Here is a 23,418-nt window from a genome sequence, read left to right on the forward strand (position 1 = left end):
CGGGGGGGTGCCCCTATGGGTTTGGTCAAGCTGATCGGGCGGGTTGGGGCTCGTAGAAGGTGCCGTCGCGGAGCATCGCAAAGAGGACATCGGCTCGTCGTCTCGCGAGGCAGAGGAGGGCTTGAGTGTGGTGCTTGCCCTGGGCGACTTTCTTGTCGTAGTAGGCCCGGGATGCCGGGTCGCCGAGGGCGGCGAACGCGGAGAGGAAGAAGGCCCGCTTGAGCTGTTTGTTCCCTCTCCGGGACGGCTGTTCACCGCGGATTGAGGAACCCGAATTGCGGGTTGCCGGAGCGAGCCCGGCGTAGGCGGCGAGGTGGGCGGCGGAGGGGAAACTGCTGCCGTCGCCGACCTCGATGAGGATCCTGGCTCCGGTCCTGATCCCGACTCCTGGCATCGAGATCAGGACCTGCGAAAGAGGGTGGGCCTCCAGCAGTTCCTCGATCCGCCCGGCCAGGAGCTTGCGCTGGTCAAGGACGGCGGCGAGCGAGCCGGCCAGGCTCGGGACGATCAGCGCGGCCGCTTCGGTGCCGGGAACGACCACGGTCTGCTCGTTCAGCGCGGTGAATATGTCCTGGACCAGCCGCTCGGCCATCCGCGGCGCCTTCGGCCGCAGCAGCGTGACCAGCCGCCGACGGCCTGCCTTGCGGATCTGGGCCGGTGACCCGAACCGCTCCAGCAGGGCCAGGACAGCCGGGTGTTGCAACCGCGGGCCCAGGACACGCTCCAGGGACGGGTGGATCTGGGTCAGCAGACCGTGGAGTCGGTTCGCGACCCGGGTGGCCTCACCGGTCAGGTCGTCGTCGAAGCCGACGATCATCTCCAGCTCGGCGATCGTCTCGTCTTCGAGGTCGACCGAGCGCAGGGTGTGAGGCATCGCGCGGGCGGCGTCGGCGATGATGAACGCGTCCCTCGCGTCGGTCTTGGCCTCGCCGGGATAGAGGTCGGCGATCCGCCGCATCGTCAGGCCGGGCAGGTAAGCGACGGGGCAGCCCATGTCCCTCGCCACCGCCAGGGGCAGGGCTCCAATCGAGGCCGGCTGGTCGACCACGACCAGCACCGTTCCGTGCTTGTCCTGGAGTTTCGCGAACAGCTCGCGGAGCTTGGGCTCGGTGTTGGGCAGGCGTTTGTCGAACGCCTTCTTCCCGGCCGGGGTGACGGCGGTGGCGTGGTGTTCGCCCTTGCCGACGTCCAGGCCGAGATAGACGTCGATGTCGCCGGTCTCGATCACGTGCATCCTCCGGTCGTGCTTCTGCCCGGCCTCGTCCACGGCACCGATCGCCACATCCACATTACGAAGAGCCTCCCGGCCTGCGGACAGGCCGGTGGTCATGCCCCTAATCAGCGGTCAATCAGTGCCTCCGGGCTCGGTGACACCACCCCCCGGATCATGATTAACAAGGGGGGGAAGTCATGCCGAGCCCGGAGGCCGGGAGCCCCGTTGCGGGGCCACCAAAAAGGTAATGGGGGGGGCACCGCTGCGGGCCCGGAGGGTCCCGCGCCGTGGTCGGCCCGAGGATGTCCCGGCCCGGGCAGCAGAGAAGCCCCCCCCTGGAATTCGCCGCTAGCCCGGGGTTTCTCTGCATGGAGCGGGTGACGAGAATCGAACTCGCGCTCTGAGCTTGGGAATCACCCGGCACTTGCGCATATGGGCGGCACTTGGCCTGCGAAAATGGCTGCCGCAGGGGGAACGCTGGGATCCCACCCGAACCCGTGTTGACCGTTGTCTACCGCCCTACTGGCACGTCGTGGCACGTCGGCGCCGGCCATATACCGGTCCGGTCCGTGCCCACTGCAGTGGCCACTTCGATGGGCACCGCCCGCTGAGTCACTTCAACCTTGATGCTTCCGGTCCAGGCATTACGGAGATGGCAGGGAGGCTGACGGCATCGCCGATTCGGCAGATCGTCGGGCAGCAAGGCGCGAGACGGCTTCCGCCTCGCGCGTGGCGAACTCTCGCCGCTTGCCGCGGGCCCGTCGAAGAGAGCGGATCGCTTCTGTTGTGGCCGCCACCACGGGCAGAAGAGTGATGAAGACGAGGCCAGCAGCGATGGCCAGCAGGCAGAACCTTGCTGTCGCCGGGTCCGCTCCGCTGATCTCACCTGGCCCGCCACTCTCGGCCAACCAACTCAACGCGTTGATCACGCACATGACCATGGTGATCCCGAGGTAGGTCCATGCCACGTAGAGAAGGACCGAAGGCAGGGCACGCCGGTCCTGCCGACTGACGGACGTCCAGTCTCTGCGTACTTGAGCGAGGCCTGCGTCATCGTCTACGACGGCGATGGTGCCGAGACACTCCGCCGCCAGGCGATCCCGCTCGTCGCGTACCGCCCACACACGCTTCATCACCTGGTGAACTTCGACAGTTCCAATTGCCCAGACCACAGGTGCGACGGCTGCGACAGTTGTCGCGTAGGGCTCAGACATATCCATGTCGTCATTCTGCGACCTGGCCAGGTGAGGTGCCCTTGGATTTCTGGATCCTCTGAAGCCGGCGTCTACGCGAATCACGATCTCCACCGCTTCTCCGGGTATCCCCTCCGCAGCCGCACTCGGCTGAATCTCTGGATTGCGGGGCCGGCTCCCTTACTGGGTCTTTTGGAGAGGGAGCGCGCCCGGGCGAAAGACTTCAGCAGGTGCCGTAAGCCTGGTGGTAAGGCAGTTCCGCGTCGGTGGCCCTGAGGAAGTGCCGGGCTCGAACCCGCCCGCCGGCCGTTGTGGCACGACTTCACTCCCCGGGCAGGCTCTCAGGGAAAGAGGGCCTGCCCGTCGTCGGCCAAGCCGTCTCAGAAGGGCAGGTCAGCGGATTGTGAAGGTGCCGTCCATCGGCTCCGCCCTGATGCCGATGGCCCCGCGACCACTGGGGGTAGCGGAGGAGGCTGCTGGCCGTCTACGTATCACTGAGACGGATGGCCATTACGGTTCCGTCAGCCCGGATCGAGACCGCGTTCCAGCCCTTCGCCGTGCTGTGCCGCGGCCACTCGTCTCGCAGGTCGTACGTGTGACGGCGATACTCGTTGACGTGCCCTTTGCGAACGTGGCCGTAGAGGCTGGAGTGAAGCCCGGAGAACGCTTCGACCCGGACGCCGTTGAGGCGGTAAATGTGATCGGTGCCGACGAAGTCAATGCCGTGGATGCTGTGAGCGGCGTCTCGTACCTTGCCCGTGCGGGCAAGACTGTCGTGCTGGAAGTGGCGTCGTCCCTGGTCCGTCGTGAGGTACTGCCCGGTCGGCTTTCCCCCGCCGGTGAACGCGGTCAGCATCGCTGCTGCGGTGCGCGCCAGAACGATGTTGAACCAGGTGAAGTCTTCGGCGACCACATGAAACCCCGGTAGGACCTCAGCAGAACCGTCTTCGTACCTGACGGCGTCGGCCATCAGGTTTCCCCGGTTCAGGACGAGGTCCAGGTCGGCTCCCGGCTTCCCCGCTGCTGGGTTCAGCGCGGTCGTGCCGGGCGCCTCCAGAGCGTGCAGGACGAGGCTCTCCTTCGAAGGGATCTCCGTGCCAATGAGCAGGTAGGGCACGGACCCATAGGGCCCGATGTGCACCGACTCGACGTGCGCACTGGCGTTGCTGAGCTGCTTGTACACCTGGTGCACACTGCTGTGGGTGCCCTTGGAGGCCAGCAGGAGGACCTTGGACGGCTGCCCGGGTCGCCAGGCTTCGACGAAGAACTGCGGCCGACGCTGCAGCGCTTCTGGGCGAGGCCCGTCGCCGGTCCCCAGCTTGGGCCAGCCGGCCTTCAGTGCGATGTCCGCCGGGATGATGGAGACGAGATGGTCGGGATAACGGGACCTGACGATCGCCTCGGCCAACAGTGAGGCGAACCCGGCACCGATCTCCCCCGACTGCGTGGCCTTGTAGAAGCGCAGAAGGTCGCGGCCCTCGGACGACAGTTTCAGGTACTGCCCGTGGTTCTGCTCCAGGGCCTGGCTGTAGCGCAGACTTCCCCAATGCTCCGCGAGCCCTCGCCCGGCCCCCTGACGCGACACCGCCGCGCCAAGCCCCATGGCGTGCAGAAGTTGCCACGGGGTGATGGTCAGCGATCGCGGCGCCTTCCTGACGGTACGGAAGTCTCTCCGCCTGCGCAGCGGACGGTGCTTCTTGGCGCTGCGCTTCTCGTCCTCCTCCGCCGTTGCCCCGTGAACCTCCGCGGTCAGTTCGTGAGATGAGCGGACCTGGACATGAGCGTCGACAGCCAGCTCATCCAGGATCTGAGTGGTGGCCTTTGACCCGTCTCCGATTCCGTCCTCTTTCACGGGCGACCCTTCGTCGATGCGTGCCGTTCGCGCGGGACCGGACGACGGTAGGAACGGGTACGGGGGCGCACGCAAGTACGCATTGACGGGTGATGGCGGGAAACACTTCGCGTCTTTCACCTTCAGGCGGAGCCTGATCAGGCCCGGCCGAAACCGTACGGCAGCCGCCGTCAACGGCATCCCTGGTGAGCCGTTCCTGGATGGTTGTCTACGGTCCGTGGAAGCCGCACCTGACCGCTGTTGTCCGCTCAGTGGGCACGGCTGCGGCATGGCCGCTGAGGTCTGATCGGCTCGATGCGCATCCTGCCGAGCTTCCAGTTTCCATGCGGCCATCAGTCTTCGGGCGGAGCTTCCACTTCCTGGAGCCGTTCGCCGATGTCCTCGCCCCATGCCTGTGCCCACTTCCGCAGGCCGGTGATTCCTTGTTCGTCGAGCCCGTAGGCGGCGAATTCTGTGTCGTCGATCCAGTCGGCTCCGCCCAGTCGGGCTTGCAGCTCGCTCAGGTCGAAGGAGTCGCGCGCGTGGCGCCGTCCTAGCTCTTCGAGTTCGACATGGCTCCAGCGGTTCGCAGCGGCCTGCACGTCGATCAGGTCCCTGGCGAGTCCGCGGTCGGCCAGGGCGCGGACCTTGGTCCCCACGACATCTTCGAGGGACAGCACCAAGCCGTGTTCGGTGCGTACGGGCGGCCGCCAGAGTGCTTCCTTGAGGATGTCGACCTCGCACTCTTCACGGCTGGCGGGGTCGGTGACGATCAGACGGGCGGAGAGCGGGTCTGTTTCCAGCGCGCTGACCTGCCACCCGCGTTGTTCCAGGCCCGTTCGCACGGAAGTGGCAATGTCCTCCATACGATCTGGGTTCTCGGTCGCGACATCGAGGTCCTGGCTGAGCCGGTCGACCAGGCCGTGTGCCTGGACCGCGTAGCCGCCGGTAAGCGCCAGAGGGTAGGAGCCGCCTACAGCGAGCACGTCTGCAAGCAGGCGACGGTGCAGGTCGGTGAGGTTCACGCAGCGGCCCGGGCCCGTTGGGCGAGTTCGTCGAAGGAGCGTTCCCAGACTTCACGGACATCACGGCTGATCAGCGTACGCAGTGTGGGCCACAAGCTGACGACGAGGCCGCGATTGAGATACCGGACCAGATCGTCGTGCTGGCCCTCGGCCAGCACGATGCGGTAGTAGCTCATCCGCAGCCGGGGCTGATCGAGATCGAATGTGGTCAGTCCCGACCACGCCAGGTGAAGTGGCAGGCTCACTGTGCCGTGCTCAGGGCCGGCAAGTTCGGAGAGTGCTGCTGGCAGGCGCCGGGCGAACTTGGCGCGGCGGAGATCGGAAAGGCTGGGCTGTGATGCCATACGTCGATTATCCAGGGAGAGGCGACCGAAGCCGACCGAACGGTGACGAGCTGCCGCGTATAAAGAAGCCCCCGGCCGCTGGCCTGGGGCTTTTCCATGGAGCGGGTGACGAGAATCGAACTGGCGCTCTGAGATTGGGAATCAACGGTTCTTGGACAGCCAAAACCGACCTGACCCGCAGGTTCGACTGGAGGGTGCGAGGTCGGTGTGGTCTCTGCGTGCCGCACGTGACCGCTGTTGTCCGCTTCGAAGGGCACGGATGGGGCACGCCGACGGCAGGTCATCAACCTGAGGTGATAGGCCGAAGCAGTGGCGGGAAGCGGAAGCCTCCCGTGGTGCAGACGCCGCGGTGACGCAGGCGTCAGGCCCAGAAGGCTTCGGTGACGACGATCTGTGGGTCGGCGTGGCGGCGCATGAAGGTGTAGATGAGCCAGCCGCGTCCGCCGGCCAGGTCCACGATGTGGGGGCCGCCGGGGTTCGTGGAAGCCACTGGCCGGACGGTCATCCAGCGCGGGAGCGAGACGTCGGCGTCGATTCCCCGGAAGTACGGGTCTTCAGCGGTGATCAGTTCCGCACGAGCACTCATGACCAGGTCACTGCCTTCGGCAGGCATGCTTTGGAAGTCGTGCTGCGCCTGCTTCGTCCAGTCCATCTGCCAGGGCGGCCGGAGTGGTTCGTCGATCACTCTCCGGGCTTCCTCTCGGCGGCTTCGTGCCGGAGGCGGCTGTACTCCTCCAGAAGCCGGGTGGACTCCTCGGGGTCCTCGGACTTGGCGGCGCGGGCTTCGAGGTCGCGAAGGTGCGAGTCGAGGACGGGATTCCGCGCGATGGCGTACTGCGTCCACCACAGGCGCATGAAGGCGGGCACGGGCGTGATGTTGAAGGCGTCGCCGATAACGCGCTTCCAGTGCGCCTCAAAGTCCGGGAGGAGGTGCGGAGCGTGTTCCTGAATCGCCAACCGAAGTGCTTGAGGCGTGCGTTCGGGCATGGGCGGCAACCGCAGGGGTTCCCCCTCGTACCCATCGAAGTGGAGTGCATGGGCGGGCATGGTTCGGGCTCCTTGGTATGAAGGGTGGGTCAGGCCGCCTCGTGCCGGTCCTCGTGCGACTGGTGCCGACGGGCCATCTCCTCGAACCACTCGGCCGGCACCAGGTAGGCGACCGTCTTCCCTTTGCGGGTGATGGCGGCGGCCTCACCGGCGATCCGGGTCCGGTCCAGGATCTCGCCCATCCCCTTGCGCAGGTCGATGGTTGTGTACGACTTCGTCTCCATACGCTGAAGCATATAACAACTATCATAGTTGACATATGTGCTCGAGAGGCGCTGGCGCCCCGAAGGGGCCGACGGGCGCGTTGGGTGCATAACGGGCGCGCGGGGCACTCTCGATCGGACTTGAACAACAACAAAGCCCCGGCCGTCGGCCTGGGGCTTTTGATGGAGCGGGTGACGAGAATCGAACTCGCGCTCTGAGCTTGGGAAGCTCATGTTCTACCATTAAACTACACCCGCGTAACGCACTGGCTGACCAGCGACGCATCGTCCCACACTGTACCCCATCGCAGACCCCCCGAGGTGTGAGCCCGAGTGCGGGACGTCGTGGGGGTGTGCTGCGTCGAGGGGTGGACGTGGCTGAGTGGGGCGGGAGTTGGGGGGCGTAGCGTGGGTGTCGGAGTGCCGGGTGCAGCTGCGTCCCGTTCATCCCCTAATGTGGCTTTCTCGTCCACGGCTTGATGGGGAAGGGACTTGATGGACTCCTTGGAGCGCACCGTCGTCCGCTGTGCCGAAGGGCACGTTTTCGCTACCGCTTCGTTCCCGATGCAGCAGCTCGGGTCCGGGCGGATCGGTCCCGGACGGCTTATCCGCTGTCCTCGTTGCGCGCGGTTGCGGCATGCCGTGCCGGTGGCGTTCGAGGAGCGGTAGAGCTTCCGGGACGGTGGCGACAGGCGCGCGGGGCGGCCCGATGCGGGCGGGTCCGCGCGTTCTGCGTATCCTCGGTGGGTGCTTCTCTCAGACAAGGACATCCGGGCCGAGATCGACGCCGGACGCGTACGTATTGATCCTTTCGATACGTCGATGGTGCAGCCCTCGAGCATCGATGTGCGGCTCGACCGCTACTTCCGGGTGTTCGAGAACCACCGCTATCCGCATATCGATCCCGCCGTGGAGCAGGTCGACCTGACCCGCACCGTCGAGCCGGACGGGGACGAGGCGTTCATCCTCCACCCCGGTGAGTTCGTGCTCGCCTCGACGTACGAGGTCATCTCGCTGCCCGACGATCTCGCGTCGCGGCTGGAGGGCAAGAGTTCGCTCGGCCGGCTCGGGCTGGTGACGCATTCGACGGCCGGGTTCATCGATCCGGGGTTCTCCGGGCACGTGACCCTGGAGCTGTCGAATCTGGCGACGCTGCCCATAAAGCTCTGGCCGGGGATGAAGATCGGCCAGCTGTGCATGTTCCGGCTGACTTCTCCGTCCGAGTTCCCGTACGGCTCCGAGCGGTACGGGTCGCGGTACCAGGGGCAGCGCGGTCCGACCGCGTCGCGCTCGTACATGAACTTCCACCGGACGCAGGTGTGATGCCCGATGAGCGATGACGTGCGGGAGAACCTGACGTACGAGGGCTTCGGGCATGCCGTGCGGGAGCTGGCGCAGGCCGTGGCCGACGACGGGTACGAGCCGGATGTGGTGCTGAGCATCGCGCGCGGCGGGGTCTTCGTCGCGGGCGGGCTGGCGTACGCGCTGGACTGCAAGAACATCCACCTGGTGAACGTGGAGTTCTACACGGGGGTGGGCACCACGCTGGAGATGCCCGTCATGCTGGCGCCCGTGCCCAATGTCATCGACTTCTCGCAGAAGAAGGTGCTGATCGCCGACGACGTCGCCGATACCGGGAAGACGCTGAAGCTGGTGCGCGACTTCTGTATCGATCATGTCGCCGAGGTGCGCTCCGCGGTCATCTACGAGAAGTCGCACTCGCTCGTGAAGTGCGAGTACGTGTGGAAGAAGACCGATCAGTGGATCAACTTCCCGTGGAGTGTGGAGAAGCCGGTCGTGCGGCGCAGCGGGCAGGTTCTGGACGCCTGAGCAGCGCGCTGAACATGAGAGACCCCCGGGGCCGCCAGGCCCCGGGGGTCTCTCATGTCGTGCACGCCCGGATCTCTCGGATCGGGTCAGATCGTGCCCAGCTTCAGGATCGACACCAGCGCGATCAGCTGGATCGCGCTCGCGCCCAGTGCCTTCGGCCACGGCAGGTCGTGCGACTTGCTCACCATCGAGGTGAGCAGGGCCGCCGCGGCCAGCCAGGTGATCCAGCCGAGGATCTGGACCAGGGAGTTCTCGCCTCCCAGGAACAGTGCGAAGACCAGGCGGGGGGCGTCCGTGACCGACATGATCAGCATGGAGAGGCCCACCGTCGGCTGCCAGGCGCCGTCGCCGCCCAGCTGACGGGCGAGGGTGTGGGTGACCGCGCCCAGGACCAAGCCGCCGAGCACGAAGCCGACGCCCGTGATGATCACGTACGGGATGGCGCTGCCGACCGGGGCGTGGATCGCGTCGTCGCGGGCCTGGTCGAAGCCGAACAGCGCCAGCAGGCCGTAGAGGAACGTGACGATGAGCGCCGGGCCCCAGACGGGGTAGTCGCGCATCTGCCAGAACGTCGGGCCGGGGCGCGTCACGATGCCGCTCAGCAGCTGCTTCCAGTGCAGGCGCGGGCCTGCGGGCTGGGCGGGGGCCTGGCCGGCGCGGTAGGTGTTGCCGTCGCCGTACGGGTCCTCGTTGATGCTGAAGGCCTGCGTGTGGCCGGGGTTGTTGGCGTACGGGTCGCCCTGGTGCGGTTGGTGGGGCTGCTGGGGGTACGGGTCGGCGAAGTACTCCGGTTCCTCGGCTCTGCCGCCGTTGTAACCACCGCCCGGGTGATAGCCGCCGTTGTTGTATCCGCCGCCGTTGTGCGGGGCGCCGTTTCCTCCCGCCTGCGGCCATTGCTGCTGTCCGTACGGCGGTGGTGCCTGATTGCCGTACGGCTGCTGCCGCGGTTGCTGCTGCGCTTGCTGCGGGGTGCGGTTGTCCCGGCCGCGTCCGATCCTGAATCCAGCCACGTAATCGAACGTACCTGGTCCGTCCGGGTCGGGTGGGAGGGGCGGGGGAACTGGGCCGCCTTTGCGGCCTACCTGTGACATCCCCTAAGGGAACCCCGGGGGGTTGTCCACAGGGTCCCGGGTGGGGGCCCGGCCCGTGCTCAGTCCGTCAGGAACAGCGCGCTGGTGAACGTGATCAGCGGGCGGTCCGGGGTGGCCGCCGGGTACAGCGCGATCAGATCCGCCGTCTCGCCACGGTGGGTGCGGACCACCGTGTCCGGCTTCTTGTCGCCGTCGAAGTCCGCGTAGCGGATGAGGAGGGTCGTTTCTGCGCGGGACGGGGCGGCGCTGCCCGGGCTCTTGCGCAGGGGGGCTGCCGGGAGCTTTCCCGCCGGGGCCTCGAAGCGGTACGGGCCGCCGGGTCGTCCCGGTCCGTCGGGGCCGCCGAGCAGCAGCGTGCCCTTGGCGGCGGTGCCGGGCTCGTGGGGGCGGGCGGCGTACACCAGGTCGTCGTAGCCGTCGCCGTTCGTGTCCGCCCGGGGCTCGGGGGCGGACAGTGCCGGGCCGGCCCCCGGGATGGTGCCGCCGGCGGCGTGCGGGCGGCCGTCGCGGGTGAAGGGGCCGCGCAGGAGACTGAAGCGGCCCGCGCTCGCCGTCACGGCCAGATCGGGCTTCCTGTCGCCGTCGAAGTCGCCGCACACGGGGTGGTCGGGCCACTCGTTGCCGAAGCGGGCCCGGTCCGGGATGTGCAGCGCGACCGCCTTGCCGGTGAGGCCCGCGGGGGAGCCGAAGAGGATCTGCAGCGGTACGGGCGGGCGGCCGATGCCGTTGTACGGGGGATCGGTGGCCACGACCAGATCGGTGAAGCCGTCCCGGTCCAGGTCGCACGAGGCCTCGGCGTCGAACGCCGAGGGGAGGGTGTCGCCGATCTTGGCGGCGTTCGCGTGCGCGCTGAGCAGCTGGCGTACCGACGGGTCCAGGCCCCGGGAGGCGGAGCCGTACACGATGCCGATCCCCGCGTCGTCGCCGTGGCTGTCGGATGCGGGCTTCACCAGGTTGTTCAGGACGAGATCGCGGTGGCCGTCGCCGTTGAAGTCGTCGGGGGTGTGGCTGCCGCTGCCGCGCGGTACGGGGTGATGCTCGGCGCCCGCGACCCCGGACAGGGCGGTGGGCGGGGCGTCGCCGTTCTTGGCCGAGGCCGCTTCGGAGGCGGGGGAGCCCGTGCAGGCGGCCAGCAGGAGTGCGCAGGCGCAGCCGGCCGCAGTGGTTGCCGTCGCCCTTGCGATACGTATCCGCACAGGAGTACCTCGTCCGTCCGTCGGTGCTCACCCGTCCCGGTGGCCGCCCCACATGATGCGTCACGGGAGCGGCAAAGCAGAAGCGGCCGGTCCTGCCCCCGAGGCAGGTCCGGCCGCTGGTGCAACGCGGTGGCGCGCTACCGGTTACTTCACCGGTTCCGGCTCCGGCGCGTCAGCCGTTTCCGGCTCGCCCGCCGGGTCTGCCGGGGTCTTCACGGAGTCGAGCAGCAGCTGCGAGACGTCGACCACCTGGATCGACTCCTTGGCCTGGCCGTCGTTCTTCTTGCCGTTGACCGAGTCGGTCAGCATGACCAGGCAGAACGGGCACGCCGTGGAGACGATGTCGGGGTTGAGGGAGAGGGCCTCGTCGACGCGCTCGTTGTTGACGCGCTTGCCGATCCGCTCCTCCATCCACATCCGGGCACCGCCGGCGCCGCAGCAGAAGCCGCGCTCCTTGTGGCGGTGCATCTCCTCGTTCCGCAGACCAGGGACCTTCGCGATGATCTCGCGCGGGGGCGTGTAGATCTTGTTGTGACGGCCCAGGTAGCAGGGGTCGTGGTACGTGATCAGGCCCTCGACCGGGGTCACCGGGATCAGCTTGCCCTCGTCCACCAGGTGCTGGAGCAGCTGTGTGTGGTGGATGACCTCGTACTCGCCGCCGAGCTGCGGGTACTCGTTCGCGATGGTGTTGAAGCAGTGCGGGCAGGTCGCGACGATCTTCTTCGTTGCCTTGGCCTTCTTGGTGGAGTCGTCCTCGTCGTCCTCGCCGAACGCCATGTTCAGCATCGCGACGTTCTCCTGGCCGAGCTGCTGGAACAGCGGCTCGTTGCCCAGGCGGCGGGCCGAGTCACCCGTGCACTTCTCGTCGCCGCCCATGATCGCGAACTTGACGCCCGCGATGTGGAGGAGTTCGGCGAAGGCCTTGGTGGTCTTCTTCGCGCGGTCCTCCAGGGCGCCGGCGCAGCCGACCCAGTAGAGGTAGTCGACCTCGGTGAGGTCCTCGACGTCCTTGCCGACGATCGGGACCTCGAAGTCGACCTCCTTGGTCCACTCGACGCGCTGCTTCTTGGCGAGACCCCAGGGGTTGCCCTTCTTCTCCAGGTTCTTGAGCATCGTGCCCGCCTCGGACGGGAACGCGGACTCGATCATCACCTGGTAGCGGCGCATGTCGACGATGTGGTCGATGTGCTCGATGTCGACCGGGCACTGCTCCACGCACGCACCGCAGGTGGTGCAGGACCACAGGACGTCCGGGTCGATGACGCCGTTCTCCTCGACCGTGCCGATCAGCGGGCGCTCGGCCTCGGCGAGGGCGGCCGCGGGAACGTCCTTGAGCTGCTCCTCGGTCGCCTTCTCGTTGCCCTCCATGTCCTTGCCGCCGCCGGCCAGCAGGTACGGGGCCTTGGCGTGCGCGTGGTCGCGCAGGGACATGATCAGGAGCTTCGGGGAGAGCGGCTTGCCGGTGTTCCAGGCGGGGCACTGCGACTGGCAGCGGCCGCACTCCGTGCAGGTGGAGAAGTCGAGGATGCCCTTCCAGGAGAACTGCTCGACCTGGGAGACACCGAAGGTGTCGTCCTCGCCCGGGTCCTCCCAGTCGATCTCCTTGCCGCCCGAGGTCATCGGCTGCAGCGCGCCGAGTGCGACCGCACCGTCGGCGTTCCGCTTGAACCAGATGTTCGGGAAGCCGAGGAAGCGGTGCCAGGCGACACCCATGTTGGTGTTGAGCGACACCGTGATCATCCAGATCAGCGAGACGCCGATCTTGATCATCGCGACGAAGTAGATGAGGTTCTGCAGCGTGCCGAGCGCGAGCCCCTTGAAGGCGAGGACCAGCGGGTACGAGACGAAGTACGCGGCCTCGTAGCCGCCGACGTGGTGGATCGCGCCCTCGAGACCGCGCAGGGTCAGGATCGCCAGGCCGATGACGAGGATGACGTACTCGACGAAGTACGCCTGCCAGGCCTTGGAGCCCGCGAAACGCGACTTGCGGCCGGCCCGGGAGGGCAGGTTCAGCAGCCGGATGGCGATCAGCACGAGGATGCCGACCGTCGTCATCAGCCCGATGAACTCGATGTACAGCTCGAACGGCAGCCATTCACCGATGATCGGGAGGACCCAGTCGGCCTTGAAGAGCTGCCCGTACGCCTGGAGCAGCGTCGGCGGCAGCGTCAGGAAGCCGATGGCGACGAACCAGTGCGCGAAGCCGACGATCCCCCACCGGTTCATCCGGGTGTGGCCGAGGAACTCCTTGACCAGGGTGATCGTGCGCTGCTTCGGGTTGTCGGTGCGACTGCCGGCCGGGACCGGCTGTCCGAGCGTGACGAACCGGTAGATCTGCGCGACGGCTCGGGCGATGAGCGCAACGCCGACCACGGTCAGCACCAGCGACACGATGATCGCGGCGAGTTGCATTGGGGGCTCCTCGGGCCTGCGAGGGTGGGGTTCCAGCGCTACTGAGGTGGATTCCAGCGCTACTGGCGAGTACTGGGAATTACTAAGCAGTAACTTAATCAGTCTGTGCTGACACTATCCACTTATTCCGCCGCGCTGTAGCCGGGCAGGCGGTGATCTGTGTCGCTCAGGCAAGCCTGGCCCCGCCGGGCCAGGCTTCGCACCGCACCGCGCAGCGGCGTGTGCACGGCCTGGGCCAGGATCGCCAGGTCCAGGGCGAGCCGGTGGTGCTCGGCGTAGTGCTGGTCGAGGAGCGCCGCCTCGTCCCACGGCATCGTGGAGCGGTGGCGTACCTGTGCCAGGCCGGTCAGTCCGGGCTTCAGTTCCTGCCGCCAGTGTCGCGCACCGGCGGCCCGGTCCCGTACGTCGCCCGGCGCGAGCGGTTCGGGTCCGACCAGCGAGAGCTCGCCCCGCACGACGTGGGGGAGCCGGGAGAGCACGTTCAGCCGCAGCCGCCGGGTGCGCAGCGACCGCAGTACGAAGGGTCTGCCCGCGAGTCCCGTGCGGGGCGAGCGGGTCAGTACGCCGCCGGGGGGCCGCCGGGCGGCGAGGGCGAGGGCCGCCACGGCGAGTGCGGGTGCGACGAGGATCAGCAGGAGCGAGCCGAGGAGCAGGTCCAGGGTGCGCTTGGCCGTGGGGCGGGGCAGAGGTGCCGGGGCCAGTGCGCGCAGGGTGCCGAGGGTGCGTGCCGTGCGGGACGGCCTGGGAGGCTGCCACGGGCGCCTCGCCGCCGGCCCTTGTCTCCGCCGTGGTGTTTGCCTCTGCGTCTGTCTCTGCATCGTTCGCACCTGCCTGGGGTCGACGGCCTGGGGCCGGTGATCCGGAGCCGCGGCAGTCGCGACCGGGGCGCGACTCCAGTGCCGGTGAGTGTCAGGTTTGTGCGGCTCGCGGCATTTTGTGACAGAACGATCCCATGGCCCCATGATGGGGAGGGGCGTGTGAGCCGTGGCGCGGGCAGGTGTCGCCCGTGATCGGCTCGGACCCGCCCCTGAGTGACCCGCATATGAAGCGCGCCCGAAGCGTGTCCGCCATCACGGAGACGTCGCGAAGCCGTCGCGAAGCCGGAGAACGTGCTGGTGGCGGTAGGTGTGTGCACGATAGTTGAGTCGCCTCGACTCAGGTCTGTTGACTCCGGGAGCGATGTCGTGCATCCTTGAGCCAGATCCACTCAAGTAGTCAGTTGGAGGAATTGAAATGGCACGTGCGGTCGGCATCGACCTGGGCACGACTAACTCCGTCGTCAGCGTTCTCGAAGGCGGCGAGCCCACCGTCATCACCAACGCCGAAGGCGCCAGGACCACGCCGTCCGTCGTCGCCTTCGCGAAGAACGGCGAGGTACTGGTAGGCGAGGTCGCCAAGCGCCAGGCAGTGACGAACGTCGACAGGACGATCCGTTCGGTCAAGCGCCACATGGGCACTGACTGGAAGATCGAGATCGACGGCAAGGGCTTCAACCCGCAGCAGATGAGCGCCTTCATCCTGCAGAAGCTGAAGCGCGACGCGGAGTCCTACCTGGGCGAGAAGGTGGCCGACGCGGTCATCACCGTCCCGGCGTACTTCAACGACTCCGAGCGTCAGGCGACGAAGGAGGCCGGCGAGATCGCGGGCCTGAACGTCCTGCGTATCGTCAACGAGCCGACGGCCGCCGCGCTGGCGTACGGGCTCGACAAGGACGACCAGACGATCCTCGTCTTCGACCTCGGTGGCGGCACCTTCGACGTGTCCCTCCTGGAGATCGGCGACGGCGTCGTCGAGGTGAAGGCCACCAACGGTGACAACCACCTCGGTGGTGACGACTGGGACCAGCGCGTCGTCGACTACCTGGTGAAGCAGTTCGCCAACGGGCACGGCGTGGACCTGTCCAAGGACAAGATGGCTCTCCAGCGTCTCCGCGAGGCCGCGGAGAAGGCGAAGATCGAGCTGTCGTCCTCGACGGAGACCTCGATCAACCTGCCGTACATCACGGCGTCGGCCGAGGGCCCGCTGCACCTGGACGAGAAGCTCACGCGCTCGCAGTTCCAGCAGCTCACCGCGGACCTCCTGGACCGCTGCAAGAACCCGTTCCACAACGTCATCAAGGACGCGGGCATCCAGCTCTCCGAGATCGACCACGTCGTTCTCGTCGGTGGCTCGACCCGTATGCCGGCCGTCGCCGAGCTCGTCAAGGAGCTCACGGGCGGTCAGGACGCCAACAAGGGTGTGAACCCGGACGAGGTCGTCGCCATCGGCGCCTCGCTCCAGGCCGGTGTCCTCAAGGGCGAGGTCAAGGACGTCCTGCTCCTCGACGTGACCCCGCTGTCCCTCGGTATCGAGACCAAGGGAGGGATCATGACGAAGCTCATCGAGCGCAACACCACGATCCCGACCAAGCGCTCCGAGATCTTCACGACGGCCGAGGACAACCAGCCGTCCGTCCAGATCCAGGTCTACCAGGGCGAGCGCGAGATCGCGGCGTACAACAAGAAGCTCGGAATGTTCGAGCTGACCGGTCTGCCGCCGGCCCCGCGCGGTGTGCCGCAGATCGAGGTCGCGTTCGACATCGACGCCAACGGCATCATGCACGTCGCCGCCAAGGACCTCGGCACCGGCAAGGAGCAGAAGATGACCGTCACCGGTGGCTCCTCGCTGCCGAAGGACGAGGTCAACCGGATGCGCGAAGAGGCCGAGCAGTACGCGGACGAGGACCACCGCCGCCGCGAGGCCGCCGAGTCGCGCAACCAGGGCGAGCAGCTCGTCTACCAGACGGAGAAGTTCCTCAAGGACAACGAGGACAAGGTCCCCGCCGACGTGAAGACGGAGGTGGAAGAGGCGCTCACCGAGCTGAAGGAGAAGCTCAAGGGCGAGGACACCGCCGAGATCCGTACCGCCACCGAGAAGGTCGCGGCCGTCTCCCAGAAGCTGGGCCAGGCGATGTACGCCAACGCCCAGGCCGAGGGCGGTCCGCAGGCCGACGGCCAGCCGGGCGCCGAGGGTGCCGAGCAGGCCCAGGGTGACGGACAGGACGACGTCGTCGACGCCGAGATCGTCGACGACGAGAAGGACACCAAGGGCGGTGCGGCGTGACCGAGGAGACTCCGGGCTTCGAGGAGAAGCCCGACGTCCCCTCCGGCGCCACCTCTGACGACGCCGGGACGGAGGCCGCCACCCCCTCTTCGGAGGAGGAGGCGGCCCCCGCCGGGGACGCGAACCAGACAGCAGGCCTGACGGCACAGCTGGACCAGGTCCGCACCGCGCTCTCCGAGCGCACGGGCGACCTCCAGCGGCTCCAGGCCGAGTACCAGAACTACCGCCGCCGCGTGGAGCGGGACCGGGTCACGGTCAAGGAGGTCGCAGCAGCGGGTCTCCTGTCCGAGCTCCTGCCCGTGCTCGACGACGTCGGCCGGGCCCGGGAACACGGCGAGCTCGTGGGCGGGTTCAAGTCGGTGGCCGAATCGCTGGAGACGGTCGTCGCCAAGCTCGGCCTCCAGCAGTTCGGCAAGGAGGGCGAGCCCTTCGACCCGACGATCCACGAGGCCCTGATGCACTCGTATGCGCCGGATGTCACGGAGACGACCTGCGTGGCGATCCTGCAGCCTGGGTACCGGATCGGCGAGCGCACCATCCGTCCCGCACGGGTGGCGGTGGCCGAACCCCAGCCGGGGGCGGCGCCGGCGGCCGCGAAGGACGCGAACGAGGAGCAGGCAGCCGACGAGGAGAGCGGTGGCGGCGAGGAGGTCTGACATTCTGTCCGACCACTTGGCTGTACACCGCCCGGCCGACGGGGCCGATCGCCCGGATCATGCCGGACTCCACGAGTCCGGCATGATCCGATCGGGAGGCCCCGGGCCGGTCGTCCGGAAGGAGGGACGTCGATGAGTACGAAGGACTTCGTCGAGAAGGACTACTACAAGGTTCTCGGCGTCCCCAAGGACGCCACGGACGCCGAGATCAAGAAGGCGTACCGGAAACTCGCGCGCGAGTTCCACCCGGACGCCAACAAGGGTGACAACAAGGCGGAGGAGCGCTTCAAGGAGATCTCCGAGGCCAACGACGTCCTTGGTGACACCAAGAGGCGCAAGGAGTACGACGAGGCCCGCGCCCTCTTCGGGAACGGTGGCTTCCGCCCCGGCCCCGGCAGCGGCGGCGGCAACTTCAACTTCGACCTGGGCGACCTCTTCGGAGGAGCCCCGGGCGGCGGCCAGGGCGGCGGAGCCGGTGGTTTCGGCGGCGGCGGTGGCGGCGGCCTGGGCGATGTCTTCGGCGGCCTCTTCAACCGCGGTGGCGGCACCGGCACCCGGGTGCAGCCGCGCCGCGGCCAGGACATCGAGTCCGAGGTGACGCTCAGCTTCACCGAGGCGGTCGACGGGGCCACGGTCCCGCTGCGGATGTCCAGCCAGGCACCCTGCAAGGCGTGCTCCGGCACCGGCGACAAGAACGGCACCCCCAGGGTCTGCCCGACCTGCGTCGGCACCGGACAGGTCTCGCGCGGCACCGGCGGCGGCTTCTCGCTCACCGATCCCTGCGTGGACTGCAAGGGCCGGGGCCTCATCGCCCAGGACCCCTGCGACGTCTGCAAGGGCAGCGGCCGGGCGAAGTCCTCCCGCACCATGCAGGTCAGGATTCCGGCGGGCGTCTCCGACGGCCAGCGGATCCGGCTGCGCGGCAAGGGCAGCCCGGGCGAGCGCGGCGGACCGGCCGGCGACCTCTACGTCGTCGTCCACGTCGACGCCCACCCGGTCTTCGGCCGCAAGGGCGACAACCTCACGGTCACCGTGCCCGTCAGCTTCACCGAGGCGGCGCTCGGCGGCGAGGTGAAGGTGCCCACGCTCGGCGGACCGCCGGTCACCCTGAAGCTGCCGGCCGGCACGCCCAACGGGCGCACCATGCGCGCCCGCGGCAAGGGTGCGGTGCGCAAGGACGGCAGCCGCGGCGACCTGCTGGTCACCGTGGAGGTGGCGGTCCCCAAGGACCTGGGCACGGACGCCCGGGACGCCCTGGAGGCCTATCGCAAGGCCACCGCGGACCAGGACCCGCGGGCGGAGCTGTTCCAGGCAGCGAAGGGAGCTTGAGATGGACGGCCGCCGGCGTAATCCGTACCAGCTGACCGATGAGTCCCCGGTGTACGTGATCTCGATCGCGGCCCAGCTCTCGGGCCTGCATCCCCAGACGCTGCGCCAGTACGACCGCCTCGGCCTGGTCTCTCCCGACCGTTCGGCCGGGCGCGGCAGGCGCTACTCGGCCCGCGACATCGAGCTGCTGCGCACCGTGCAGCAGCTGTCGCAGGACGAGGGCATCAACCTCGCCGGTATCAAGCGCATCATCGAGCTGGAGAACCAGGTCGCGGCGCTCCAGCAGCGGATCGCCGAGCTCTCGGCGGCCGTGGACGGGGCGGACGCTGCGCTGCAGCAGCGCGAGGCGCAGGTGCATGCCTCGTACCGGCGCGATCTGGTGCCGTATCAGGATGTGCAGCAGACCAGCGCACTGGTGGTCTGGCGGCCCAAGCGGCCGAAGGACTGAACGGGTCGGACGACCCGTGGACGGAGCCCGTCACCCCGGAACCTCAGGGGTGACGGGCTTCTCCGTGTGCGAGCGGGGCCGCGGACTCGGCGATGCCGGAGCGGACGAGGAGCGCGCCGAGGTGGGTGCGGCTGGTGGCGCCGAGGGTGTGCATGAGTTTGGCGATGTGGGCGCGGCAGGTGCGGACGCTGATGCCGAGTTTGTCGGCGACCGTCCGGTCCGCGTATCCCTCGGCCAGGAGGCGCGCGATGCTGTGCTGGACAGCGGTGACAGGGGTGCCGGGGACGGCGGTCGGCAGGGTCTGGGTGAAGGGGGTGGCGCCCGCCCAGAGGGTTTCGTAGACGTGGGCCAGGTAGTGGACGAGCGCGGGGTGGCGGATCTGCAGGGCGGCGCTTCGGTCCGGGGTGGCGGGGAGGTAGGCGACGGTGTGATCGAAGATCATGAGGCGGTCGATGGCCTGCTCCATGGTGCGGACTTGGAGGAGGCCGCTGGGCAGCTGGCCCACGTACACCTTGAGGGCCGGGCTGTAGCGAGCCGAGTGCTGATAGATGTGGCGCAGCCGAACGCTTCGCTCAACGGTGGGCGCGGTGCTGGAGAGTGCCGTCCGAAGGATCTCGGGTGACCGCGTGCTGCCTGGCTGAAGGGTGCGGATCTCGTCATCGGCCTCCCGCACAGAACGGTCGATGGCCGCCTGGATGGTGGAGGAACCGACGAGGACGTCGATGCCGAGTCGGGGTGTATCGCTGCTGAGGGAAGCCAGTGGGAGCAGTGACTTCGCCAGTAGGTCGGAAGCCCGTACCTGGTCGAGGAGCTGCTGGGCGACGGGGTGCAGCAGGTGCGCGAGGGCCGCGGAGGGCGGTACGGGGCACAGATGCCGGTTGTCGAGTGGGTCGGGCAGGAGCAGATCCATCCCGAGAAGGCAGGGCGCGGCCTCGACGGCGGTCCGTGGGATGCGGCCTTGGCTCAGCGCCTCGGTGTAGAGGCGGACAGCCGCGTCGCACAACGGGCGGTCGCCATGAGCGTGAGTGGGTGGGGGTGTCATTTCCCGGTGCGTTCCGTGATGCCGGACTGGACGAGGAGTGCGCCGAGGTGGGTGCGGCTGGTGGCGCCGAGGGTGTGCATGAGTTTGGCGATGTGGGCGCGGCAGGTGCGGATGCTGATTCCGAGCTTGCGGGCCACGGCCTCGTCGTGGTGCCCCTCGGTCAGGAGCGTGGCGATGCTGAGCTGCACGGCTGTCACCGGGGTGCCGGGGGGCGTTGTCTGCAATTGCTCAGTTATCGGAGTGGCCTGAACCCACAGGACCTCGTACACCTGCACCAGGTAGCGGACCAGGGCGGGATGCCGGATCTCCAGAGCCACACCGCGGTCGGCCGTCGCCGGAATGAAGGCCACCGCCTGGTCGAAGATGATGAGCCGGTCAATGGTCTGTTCCATCGTTCTGACCTGCACCTGGCCGGGTGGCATCCGCTTCAGATAGTCCCTCACGGGAGAGCTGTAGCGGGCCGGGTGCTGATAGATGTGGCGGAGCCGGGCTCCTCTGCCCACGGCTGACAGGCCGTTGGCCAGACCCTGCTGGATCTGTTCCGGCGATCGGTGACCGCCCGGCTGAGCTGTCAGAACCTCTGTCTCGGCGGCGGCTGCCGCCTCCTGGAGGGCGGAGTCGATCAAGACCTTGCCTTCCAGCACCGTGATGGAGAGGCTGGGGTCCTCGCTTGCGATGGTCGCCAAGGGCGCCAAGGCCTCGACCAGCGCTGCGCTGCGTCGCACTTTCTCGTGGATATCGCGGGTGATGGGTTGGAGCAGGTGCGCCAGGGCGGCGGACGGGGGGACGGGGCACATCATCGTCGGATCGCTTGGATCGGGGTGGAGCAGCGCCATCTCGATGAGGCAGGGGGCCGGTGCGATGTCGGCCCGTGGAATGCGCCCCTGACTCAGGGCTTCGGAGTAGAGCCTGACCCCCGGCTCGCACAACTCGGTGCTGCTGTGCGCGTGGTCTGCTATGCCCTTTTCCGTTCCCATCTGGACCCCCCCATTCTTTGCAGTGCAACAAGATGACGGTGGCGGCAGCGTATCGGCCGAGGCAGTGTGGAGGTGCCGGGGGGCCGGGAACCCTCCCGGTCTGTATCAGGGCATGGCCACAAATCTCCCCCGTTGCGCGGTCACGCCTGGCCCGGGGGCGGGGATCTCGCGGGTGCCGGTCAGGAATCCTGTTCCAGGATTCCTGACCGGGCAATCAGAAAGCCGAGCTGGGTCCGGCTCTTGCTGCCGAGAGCGGCGTTCAGTTTGGCGATATGGGTTCGGCAGGTGCGTACGTTCATGCCGAGGCGGCGGGCAATCGAGTCATCCACGTGCCCCTCCACGAGGAGTTGGGCGATGGAGCGTTGGACGCCGCTGATGCCTGCGGGGGTGGGGTCGTACCGGACGTCTTCCAGCAAGGGAGTAGCGCGCTGCCAGAGTTGCTCGAAAACCCTCGTGAGGTATGCGACCAGGCCGGGATGGCGCAGCTCGAGTGCGACTTCCGCATCTTCCTGGGCCGGGATGAAGGCCACGGTGTGGTCGAACACGAGCATGCGCTCGACGAGTTCCTCAAGGGTGCGGATCTCGACCTTTCCCTCCGCCAGGCGCTCGGCGTAGGCGTACGTCCCGTGATGGTGCCGAACCGTGTGCTGATACAGCGTGCGGATGCTGACGCCGCGGTCGATCACGGCCTGGCCGCGTTCGACGCCCTTGCTGAGTGTGAGTTCGCTGCGCCCACCGCCCGGCTGGATGGTCAGGACCTCAGTGGTGCACTCGGCTGTCGCGACATCGATCGCTGCATTGATCCTGGCCGTGCCTTCCAGCACGGTGATGGCGTGCGTGGTCGGAGCGTCCTGGGCGCTGATGTCCATGAACGGCTCGAAGGAATCCGTCAGTTCGAGCGAGCGTCGTCGTCGGTCCTGGATCTCCCGCTCGATGGGGTGGAGTCGCTGCGCAAGTGCGGCTGACGGAGGTACCGGGCGAAGCCAGGCAGGGTCGTCGGGGTCCGGGTGCAGGAGGGCGAAGTCCATCAGGCATGGCGCGGGGGCAACCTCTGAGCGAGGTATCCGGCCGGTTCGCAGTGCACTGGCATAAAGGCGTTGCCCTGCGTCGCACAGTTCGGTGATCCCATGAGGATGTCCCGGATTCACTCCATTTGACACTATATCTCTCCCCCCCATGTTCTTGAACCAGCAGGAACATGATGCATCGACCCAGTGGTGTTCGTGTCCTTGGGTGAGACATCGTCTTATGTGCGGGGGAGATGACCCATCAAGTGAGGACGAAGCCGAAATGTATAAGCGAATGCTTCGCTCGGTGCTTGCCACTGCGATTGCGGGGGCCTTGGCCTACAGCGTGCTGGGCGCCACTGACATTACCTGGGGCAACGTTGCGCCGGAGACGGCGTCGAGTGGCGTCGCGAGCGCTATCGCTTCCGGTGACATCACGTGGGAAGTCGCACCGGAGGACGCCAAGGGCGACATCACGTGGGGGAACGCCGTACCGGCGGACGCGCACGGCGATATCACGTGGGGTTCCGGCCCGACGACCGTCGTGGGCGCGTGACATGACCACCCCGCCCGACGACCGGACCTTCCGGCGCGAGATGGCAACCGCCTACCGCTCAGGGTGGCATTTCATCGACCTCGTCACGGCACTCCCCCACCGTGGTGATTCGTTGATGGTCACTCTGTTCGGTGACCCGGTCGTCGTCGCACGGGAGGACGACGGAGAGGTTCGCGCCTACCGTTGCCTGCGCAAACCGCGTGGCGCACCGCAGCCCGTCCGCTGTGCCGTTCGGTACGACATGATTTTTGTGAATCTCGCACAGCGTGACCATCAGCTGTTCGCCCCAGAAGCCATCGCCGCCACCCCCCGCAGTGCCTGAGCGATCCCCCGTCGTTCCACGTCGCTCAGACACTCCCCCACACAACGGCGCCACCGTGACCTGAACACGGTGGCGCCGTTGTGCTGTCCGTGTGCGGTCGTCCCGGCCGGCGACCGGCGGTCAGCCCCGGCCGAGCGCCCGGTCCAGGGTGATCTCGATGGCGACCCGGTCCGGATTGGGCGACGGCGTGCGCCCGTAGCGCTCCGTGTGGCGGCGCACCGCGTCGTCGACCCTGTCCTGCTCCGTACGCACCCTGGCGACGCCCTCCAGGGTCGCCCAGCGGCGTCCGTGCACCTGGCAGGCCGCGACGCGGGCGCCCTCCGGGCCCGCGGCCAGGATGTTGGCGACCTTGCGGCTCTTCCTGTTGGTGATGATGCGGGCGAGGCCGGCCTCGGGGTCGTACGTCACGCACACCGGGACCACGTGCGGGGTGCCGTCGGGGCGGGGCGTGGTGAGGGTGCACAGGTGGTGCTCGCGCCAGAAGGCGAGGTATTCGGGCCCGGGACTGCGTACGTCGACTGCCATGGGGCCAGCGTAGAAGCGCGGAGGGCGCCCTGCGGTGGCGGGCGGCCGGAGGGGCCGGTTCACTCGGAG

General features: G+C 67.9%; 24 protein-coding genes and 1 tRNA gene. 8 read left to right on the plus strand and 17 right to left on the minus strand.

What is annotated here, in order from left to right; translation table 11 throughout:
• Window positions 1–25: 25 nt before the first annotated feature.
• The 9 genes from ACFVW8_RS17870 to ACFVW8_RS17910 form a co-directional block, all read right to left on the minus strand.
• Window positions 26–1,234 (minus strand): IS110 family transposase, encoded by a 1,209-nt coding sequence (locus ACFVW8_RS17870; RefSeq protein ID WP_389691032.1) that lies wholly within the window; start codon window positions 1,232–1,234, stop codon window positions 26–28.
• Window positions 1,235–1,857: 623 nt separating this feature from the next.
• The gene (locus ACFVW8_RS17875) at window positions 1,858–2,433 is read right to left on the minus strand and encodes a hypothetical protein (protein ID WP_389690946.1); all 576 of its coding nucleotides are present in this window, start codon (window positions 2,431–2,433) and stop codon (window positions 1,858–1,860) included.
• Between the two features lie 457 nt (window positions 2,434–2,890).
• Entirely contained in the window at window positions 2,891–4,258 is a 1,368-nt protein-coding gene (locus ACFVW8_RS17880) for a hypothetical protein (RefSeq protein WP_389690948.1), read from the minus strand.
• Window positions 4,259–4,590: 332 nt separating this feature from the next.
• Complete coding sequence (locus tag ACFVW8_RS17885) at window positions 4,591–5,262, minus strand: nucleotidyl transferase AbiEii/AbiGii toxin family protein (RefSeq protein WP_389690950.1); 672 nt, start codon at window positions 5,260–5,262, stop codon at window positions 4,591–4,593.
• Complete coding sequence (locus tag ACFVW8_RS17890) at window positions 5,259–5,606, minus strand: transcriptional regulator (protein WP_389690952.1); 348 nt, start codon at window positions 5,604–5,606, stop codon at window positions 5,259–5,261. The genes ACFVW8_RS17885 and ACFVW8_RS17890 overlap by 4 nt, the downstream gene beginning before the upstream one ends.
• Window positions 5,607–5,967: 361 nt before the next feature.
• On the minus strand, window positions 5,968–6,291 hold the full coding sequence (locus tag ACFVW8_RS17895) for a hypothetical protein (RefSeq protein ID WP_389690954.1): 324 nt from the start codon (window positions 6,289–6,291) through the stop codon (window positions 5,968–5,970).
• Window positions 6,288–6,653 carry a hypothetical protein gene (locus tag ACFVW8_RS17900; protein ID WP_389690956.1) on the minus strand — a complete coding sequence of 122 codons (366 nt, stop codon included), beginning with the start codon at window positions 6,651–6,653 and terminating at the stop codon, window positions 6,288–6,290. The genes ACFVW8_RS17895 and ACFVW8_RS17900 overlap by 4 nt, the downstream gene beginning before the upstream one ends.
• A 29-nt stretch (window positions 6,654–6,682) precedes the next feature.
• Window positions 6,683–6,889: a type II toxin-antitoxin system Phd/YefM family antitoxin gene (locus ACFVW8_RS17905; protein ID WP_389690958.1), complete on the minus strand. Its 207-nt coding sequence runs from the start codon at window positions 6,887–6,889 to the stop codon at window positions 6,683–6,685.
• Window positions 6,890–7,040: 151 nt separating this feature from the next.
• Window positions 7,041–7,114, minus strand: a tRNA-Gly gene (locus tag ACFVW8_RS17910).
• Between the two features lie 489 nt (window positions 7,115–7,603).
• On the opposite strand from ACFVW8_RS17910, the gene dcd reads away from it, so the two are divergent.
• Both dcd and ACFVW8_RS17920 read left to right on the plus strand, forming a co-directional pair.
• Complete coding sequence (gene dcd, locus ACFVW8_RS17915; RefSeq protein ID WP_024490769.1) at window positions 7,604–8,179, plus strand: dCTP deaminase; 576 nt, start codon at window positions 7,604–7,606, stop codon at window positions 8,177–8,179.
• 6 nt (window positions 8,180–8,185) lie between these two features.
• Complete coding sequence (locus ACFVW8_RS17920; RefSeq protein ID WP_389690961.1) at window positions 8,186–8,686, plus strand: phosphoribosyltransferase; 501 nt, start codon at window positions 8,186–8,188, stop codon at window positions 8,684–8,686.
• 86 nt (window positions 8,687–8,772) lie between these two features.
• Here the strand turns inward: ACFVW8_RS17920 and ACFVW8_RS17925 are convergent, their stop codons facing one another.
• The 4 genes from ACFVW8_RS17925 to ACFVW8_RS17940 all read right to left on the minus strand — a co-directional run bounded on the left by ACFVW8_RS17925 (window position 8,773) and on the right by ACFVW8_RS17940 (window position 14,203).
• The gene (locus tag ACFVW8_RS17925) at window positions 8,773–9,696 is read right to left on the minus strand and encodes a Yip1 family protein (RefSeq protein WP_389690963.1); all 924 of its coding nucleotides are present in this window, start codon (window positions 9,694–9,696) and stop codon (window positions 8,773–8,775) included.
• Between the two features lie 140 nt (window positions 9,697–9,836).
• Window positions 9,837–10,973 carry an FG-GAP repeat domain-containing protein gene (locus ACFVW8_RS17930; protein WP_389690965.1) on the minus strand — a complete coding sequence of 379 codons (1,137 nt, stop codon included), beginning with the start codon at window positions 10,971–10,973 and terminating at the stop codon, window positions 9,837–9,839.
• Window positions 10,974–11,117: 144 nt separating this feature from the next.
• Window positions 11,118–13,385 (minus strand): (Fe-S)-binding protein, encoded by a 2,268-nt coding sequence (locus tag ACFVW8_RS17935; RefSeq protein ID WP_389690967.1) that lies wholly within the window; start codon window positions 13,383–13,385, stop codon window positions 11,118–11,120.
• Window positions 13,386–13,507: 122 nt separating this feature from the next.
• A complete protein-coding gene (locus ACFVW8_RS17940; RefSeq protein WP_389690969.1) occupies window positions 13,508–14,203 on the minus strand; it encodes a sugar transferase in 696 nt (231 codons plus the stop codon).
• A gap of 415 nt (window positions 14,204–14,618) precedes the next feature.
• Between ACFVW8_RS17940 and dnaK the strand changes: the two genes are divergently transcribed.
• The 4 genes from dnaK (at window position 14,619) to ACFVW8_RS17960 (ending at window position 18,920) form a co-directional block, all read left to right on the plus strand.
• Complete coding sequence (gene dnaK, locus ACFVW8_RS17945; protein WP_389690971.1) at window positions 14,619–16,487, plus strand: molecular chaperone DnaK; 1,869 nt, start codon at window positions 14,619–14,621, stop codon at window positions 16,485–16,487.
• Entirely contained in the window at window positions 16,484–17,143 is a 660-nt protein-coding gene (gene grpE / locus ACFVW8_RS17950) for a nucleotide exchange factor GrpE (protein ID WP_389690973.1), read from the plus strand. Before dnaK ends, grpE begins: the two co-directional genes overlap by 4 nt.
• Before the next feature lie 132 nt (window positions 17,144–17,275).
• Window positions 17,276–18,472, plus strand: coding sequence for a molecular chaperone DnaJ (gene dnaJ / locus ACFVW8_RS17955; protein WP_389690975.1), 1,197 nt, complete (start codon window positions 17,276–17,278; stop codon window positions 18,470–18,472).
• Window position 18,473: 1 nt separating this feature from the next.
• Window positions 18,474–18,920: a heat shock protein transcriptional repressor HspR gene (locus ACFVW8_RS17960; protein ID WP_384122981.1), complete on the plus strand. Its 447-nt coding sequence runs from the start codon at window positions 18,474–18,476 to the stop codon at window positions 18,918–18,920.
• Window positions 18,921–18,963: 43 nt separating this feature from the next.
• Here ACFVW8_RS17960 and ACFVW8_RS17965 read toward each other — a convergent pair whose 3' ends face one another.
• The 3 genes from ACFVW8_RS17965 to ACFVW8_RS17975 form a co-directional block, all read right to left on the minus strand.
• Window positions 18,964–19,962, minus strand: coding sequence for a LuxR C-terminal-related transcriptional regulator (locus ACFVW8_RS17965; RefSeq protein ID WP_389690977.1), 999 nt, complete (start codon window positions 19,960–19,962; stop codon window positions 18,964–18,966).
• A complete protein-coding gene (locus ACFVW8_RS17970; protein ID WP_389690979.1) occupies window positions 19,959–20,939 on the minus strand; it encodes a LuxR C-terminal-related transcriptional regulator in 981 nt (326 codons plus the stop codon). Before ACFVW8_RS17970 ends, ACFVW8_RS17965 begins: the two co-directional genes overlap by 4 nt.
• Window positions 20,940–21,118: 179 nt before the next feature.
• Window positions 21,119–21,967: a helix-turn-helix transcriptional regulator gene (locus ACFVW8_RS17975; RefSeq protein ID WP_389690981.1), complete on the minus strand. Its 849-nt coding sequence runs from the start codon at window positions 21,965–21,967 to the stop codon at window positions 21,119–21,121.
• A gap of 286 nt (window positions 21,968–22,253) precedes the next feature.
• Here ACFVW8_RS17975 and ACFVW8_RS17980 point away from each other — a divergent pair, with 286 nt between their 5' ends.
• A complete protein-coding gene (locus tag ACFVW8_RS17980) occupies window positions 22,254–22,502 on the plus strand; it encodes a 5'-nucleotidase (RefSeq protein WP_389690983.1) in 249 nt (82 codons plus the stop codon).
• 1 nt (window position 22,503) lies between these two features.
• Window positions 22,504–22,824, plus strand: coding sequence for a (2Fe-2S)-binding protein (locus ACFVW8_RS17985; protein WP_389690985.1), 321 nt, complete (start codon window positions 22,504–22,506; stop codon window positions 22,822–22,824).
• A gap of 120 nt (window positions 22,825–22,944) precedes the next feature.
• Here the strand turns inward: ACFVW8_RS17985 and ACFVW8_RS17990 are convergent, their stop codons facing one another.
• Window positions 22,945–23,349 (minus strand): pyridoxamine 5'-phosphate oxidase family protein, encoded by a 405-nt coding sequence (locus ACFVW8_RS17990; RefSeq protein WP_389690987.1) that lies wholly within the window; start codon window positions 23,347–23,349, stop codon window positions 22,945–22,947.
• Window positions 23,350–23,418: the final 69 nt, after the last annotated feature.

This window comes from Streptomyces sp. NPDC058221 (assembly GCF_042882365.1).
In the GTDB taxonomy this organism is placed as follows: domain Bacteria; phylum Actinomycetota; class Actinomycetes; order Streptomycetales; family Streptomycetaceae; genus Streptomyces.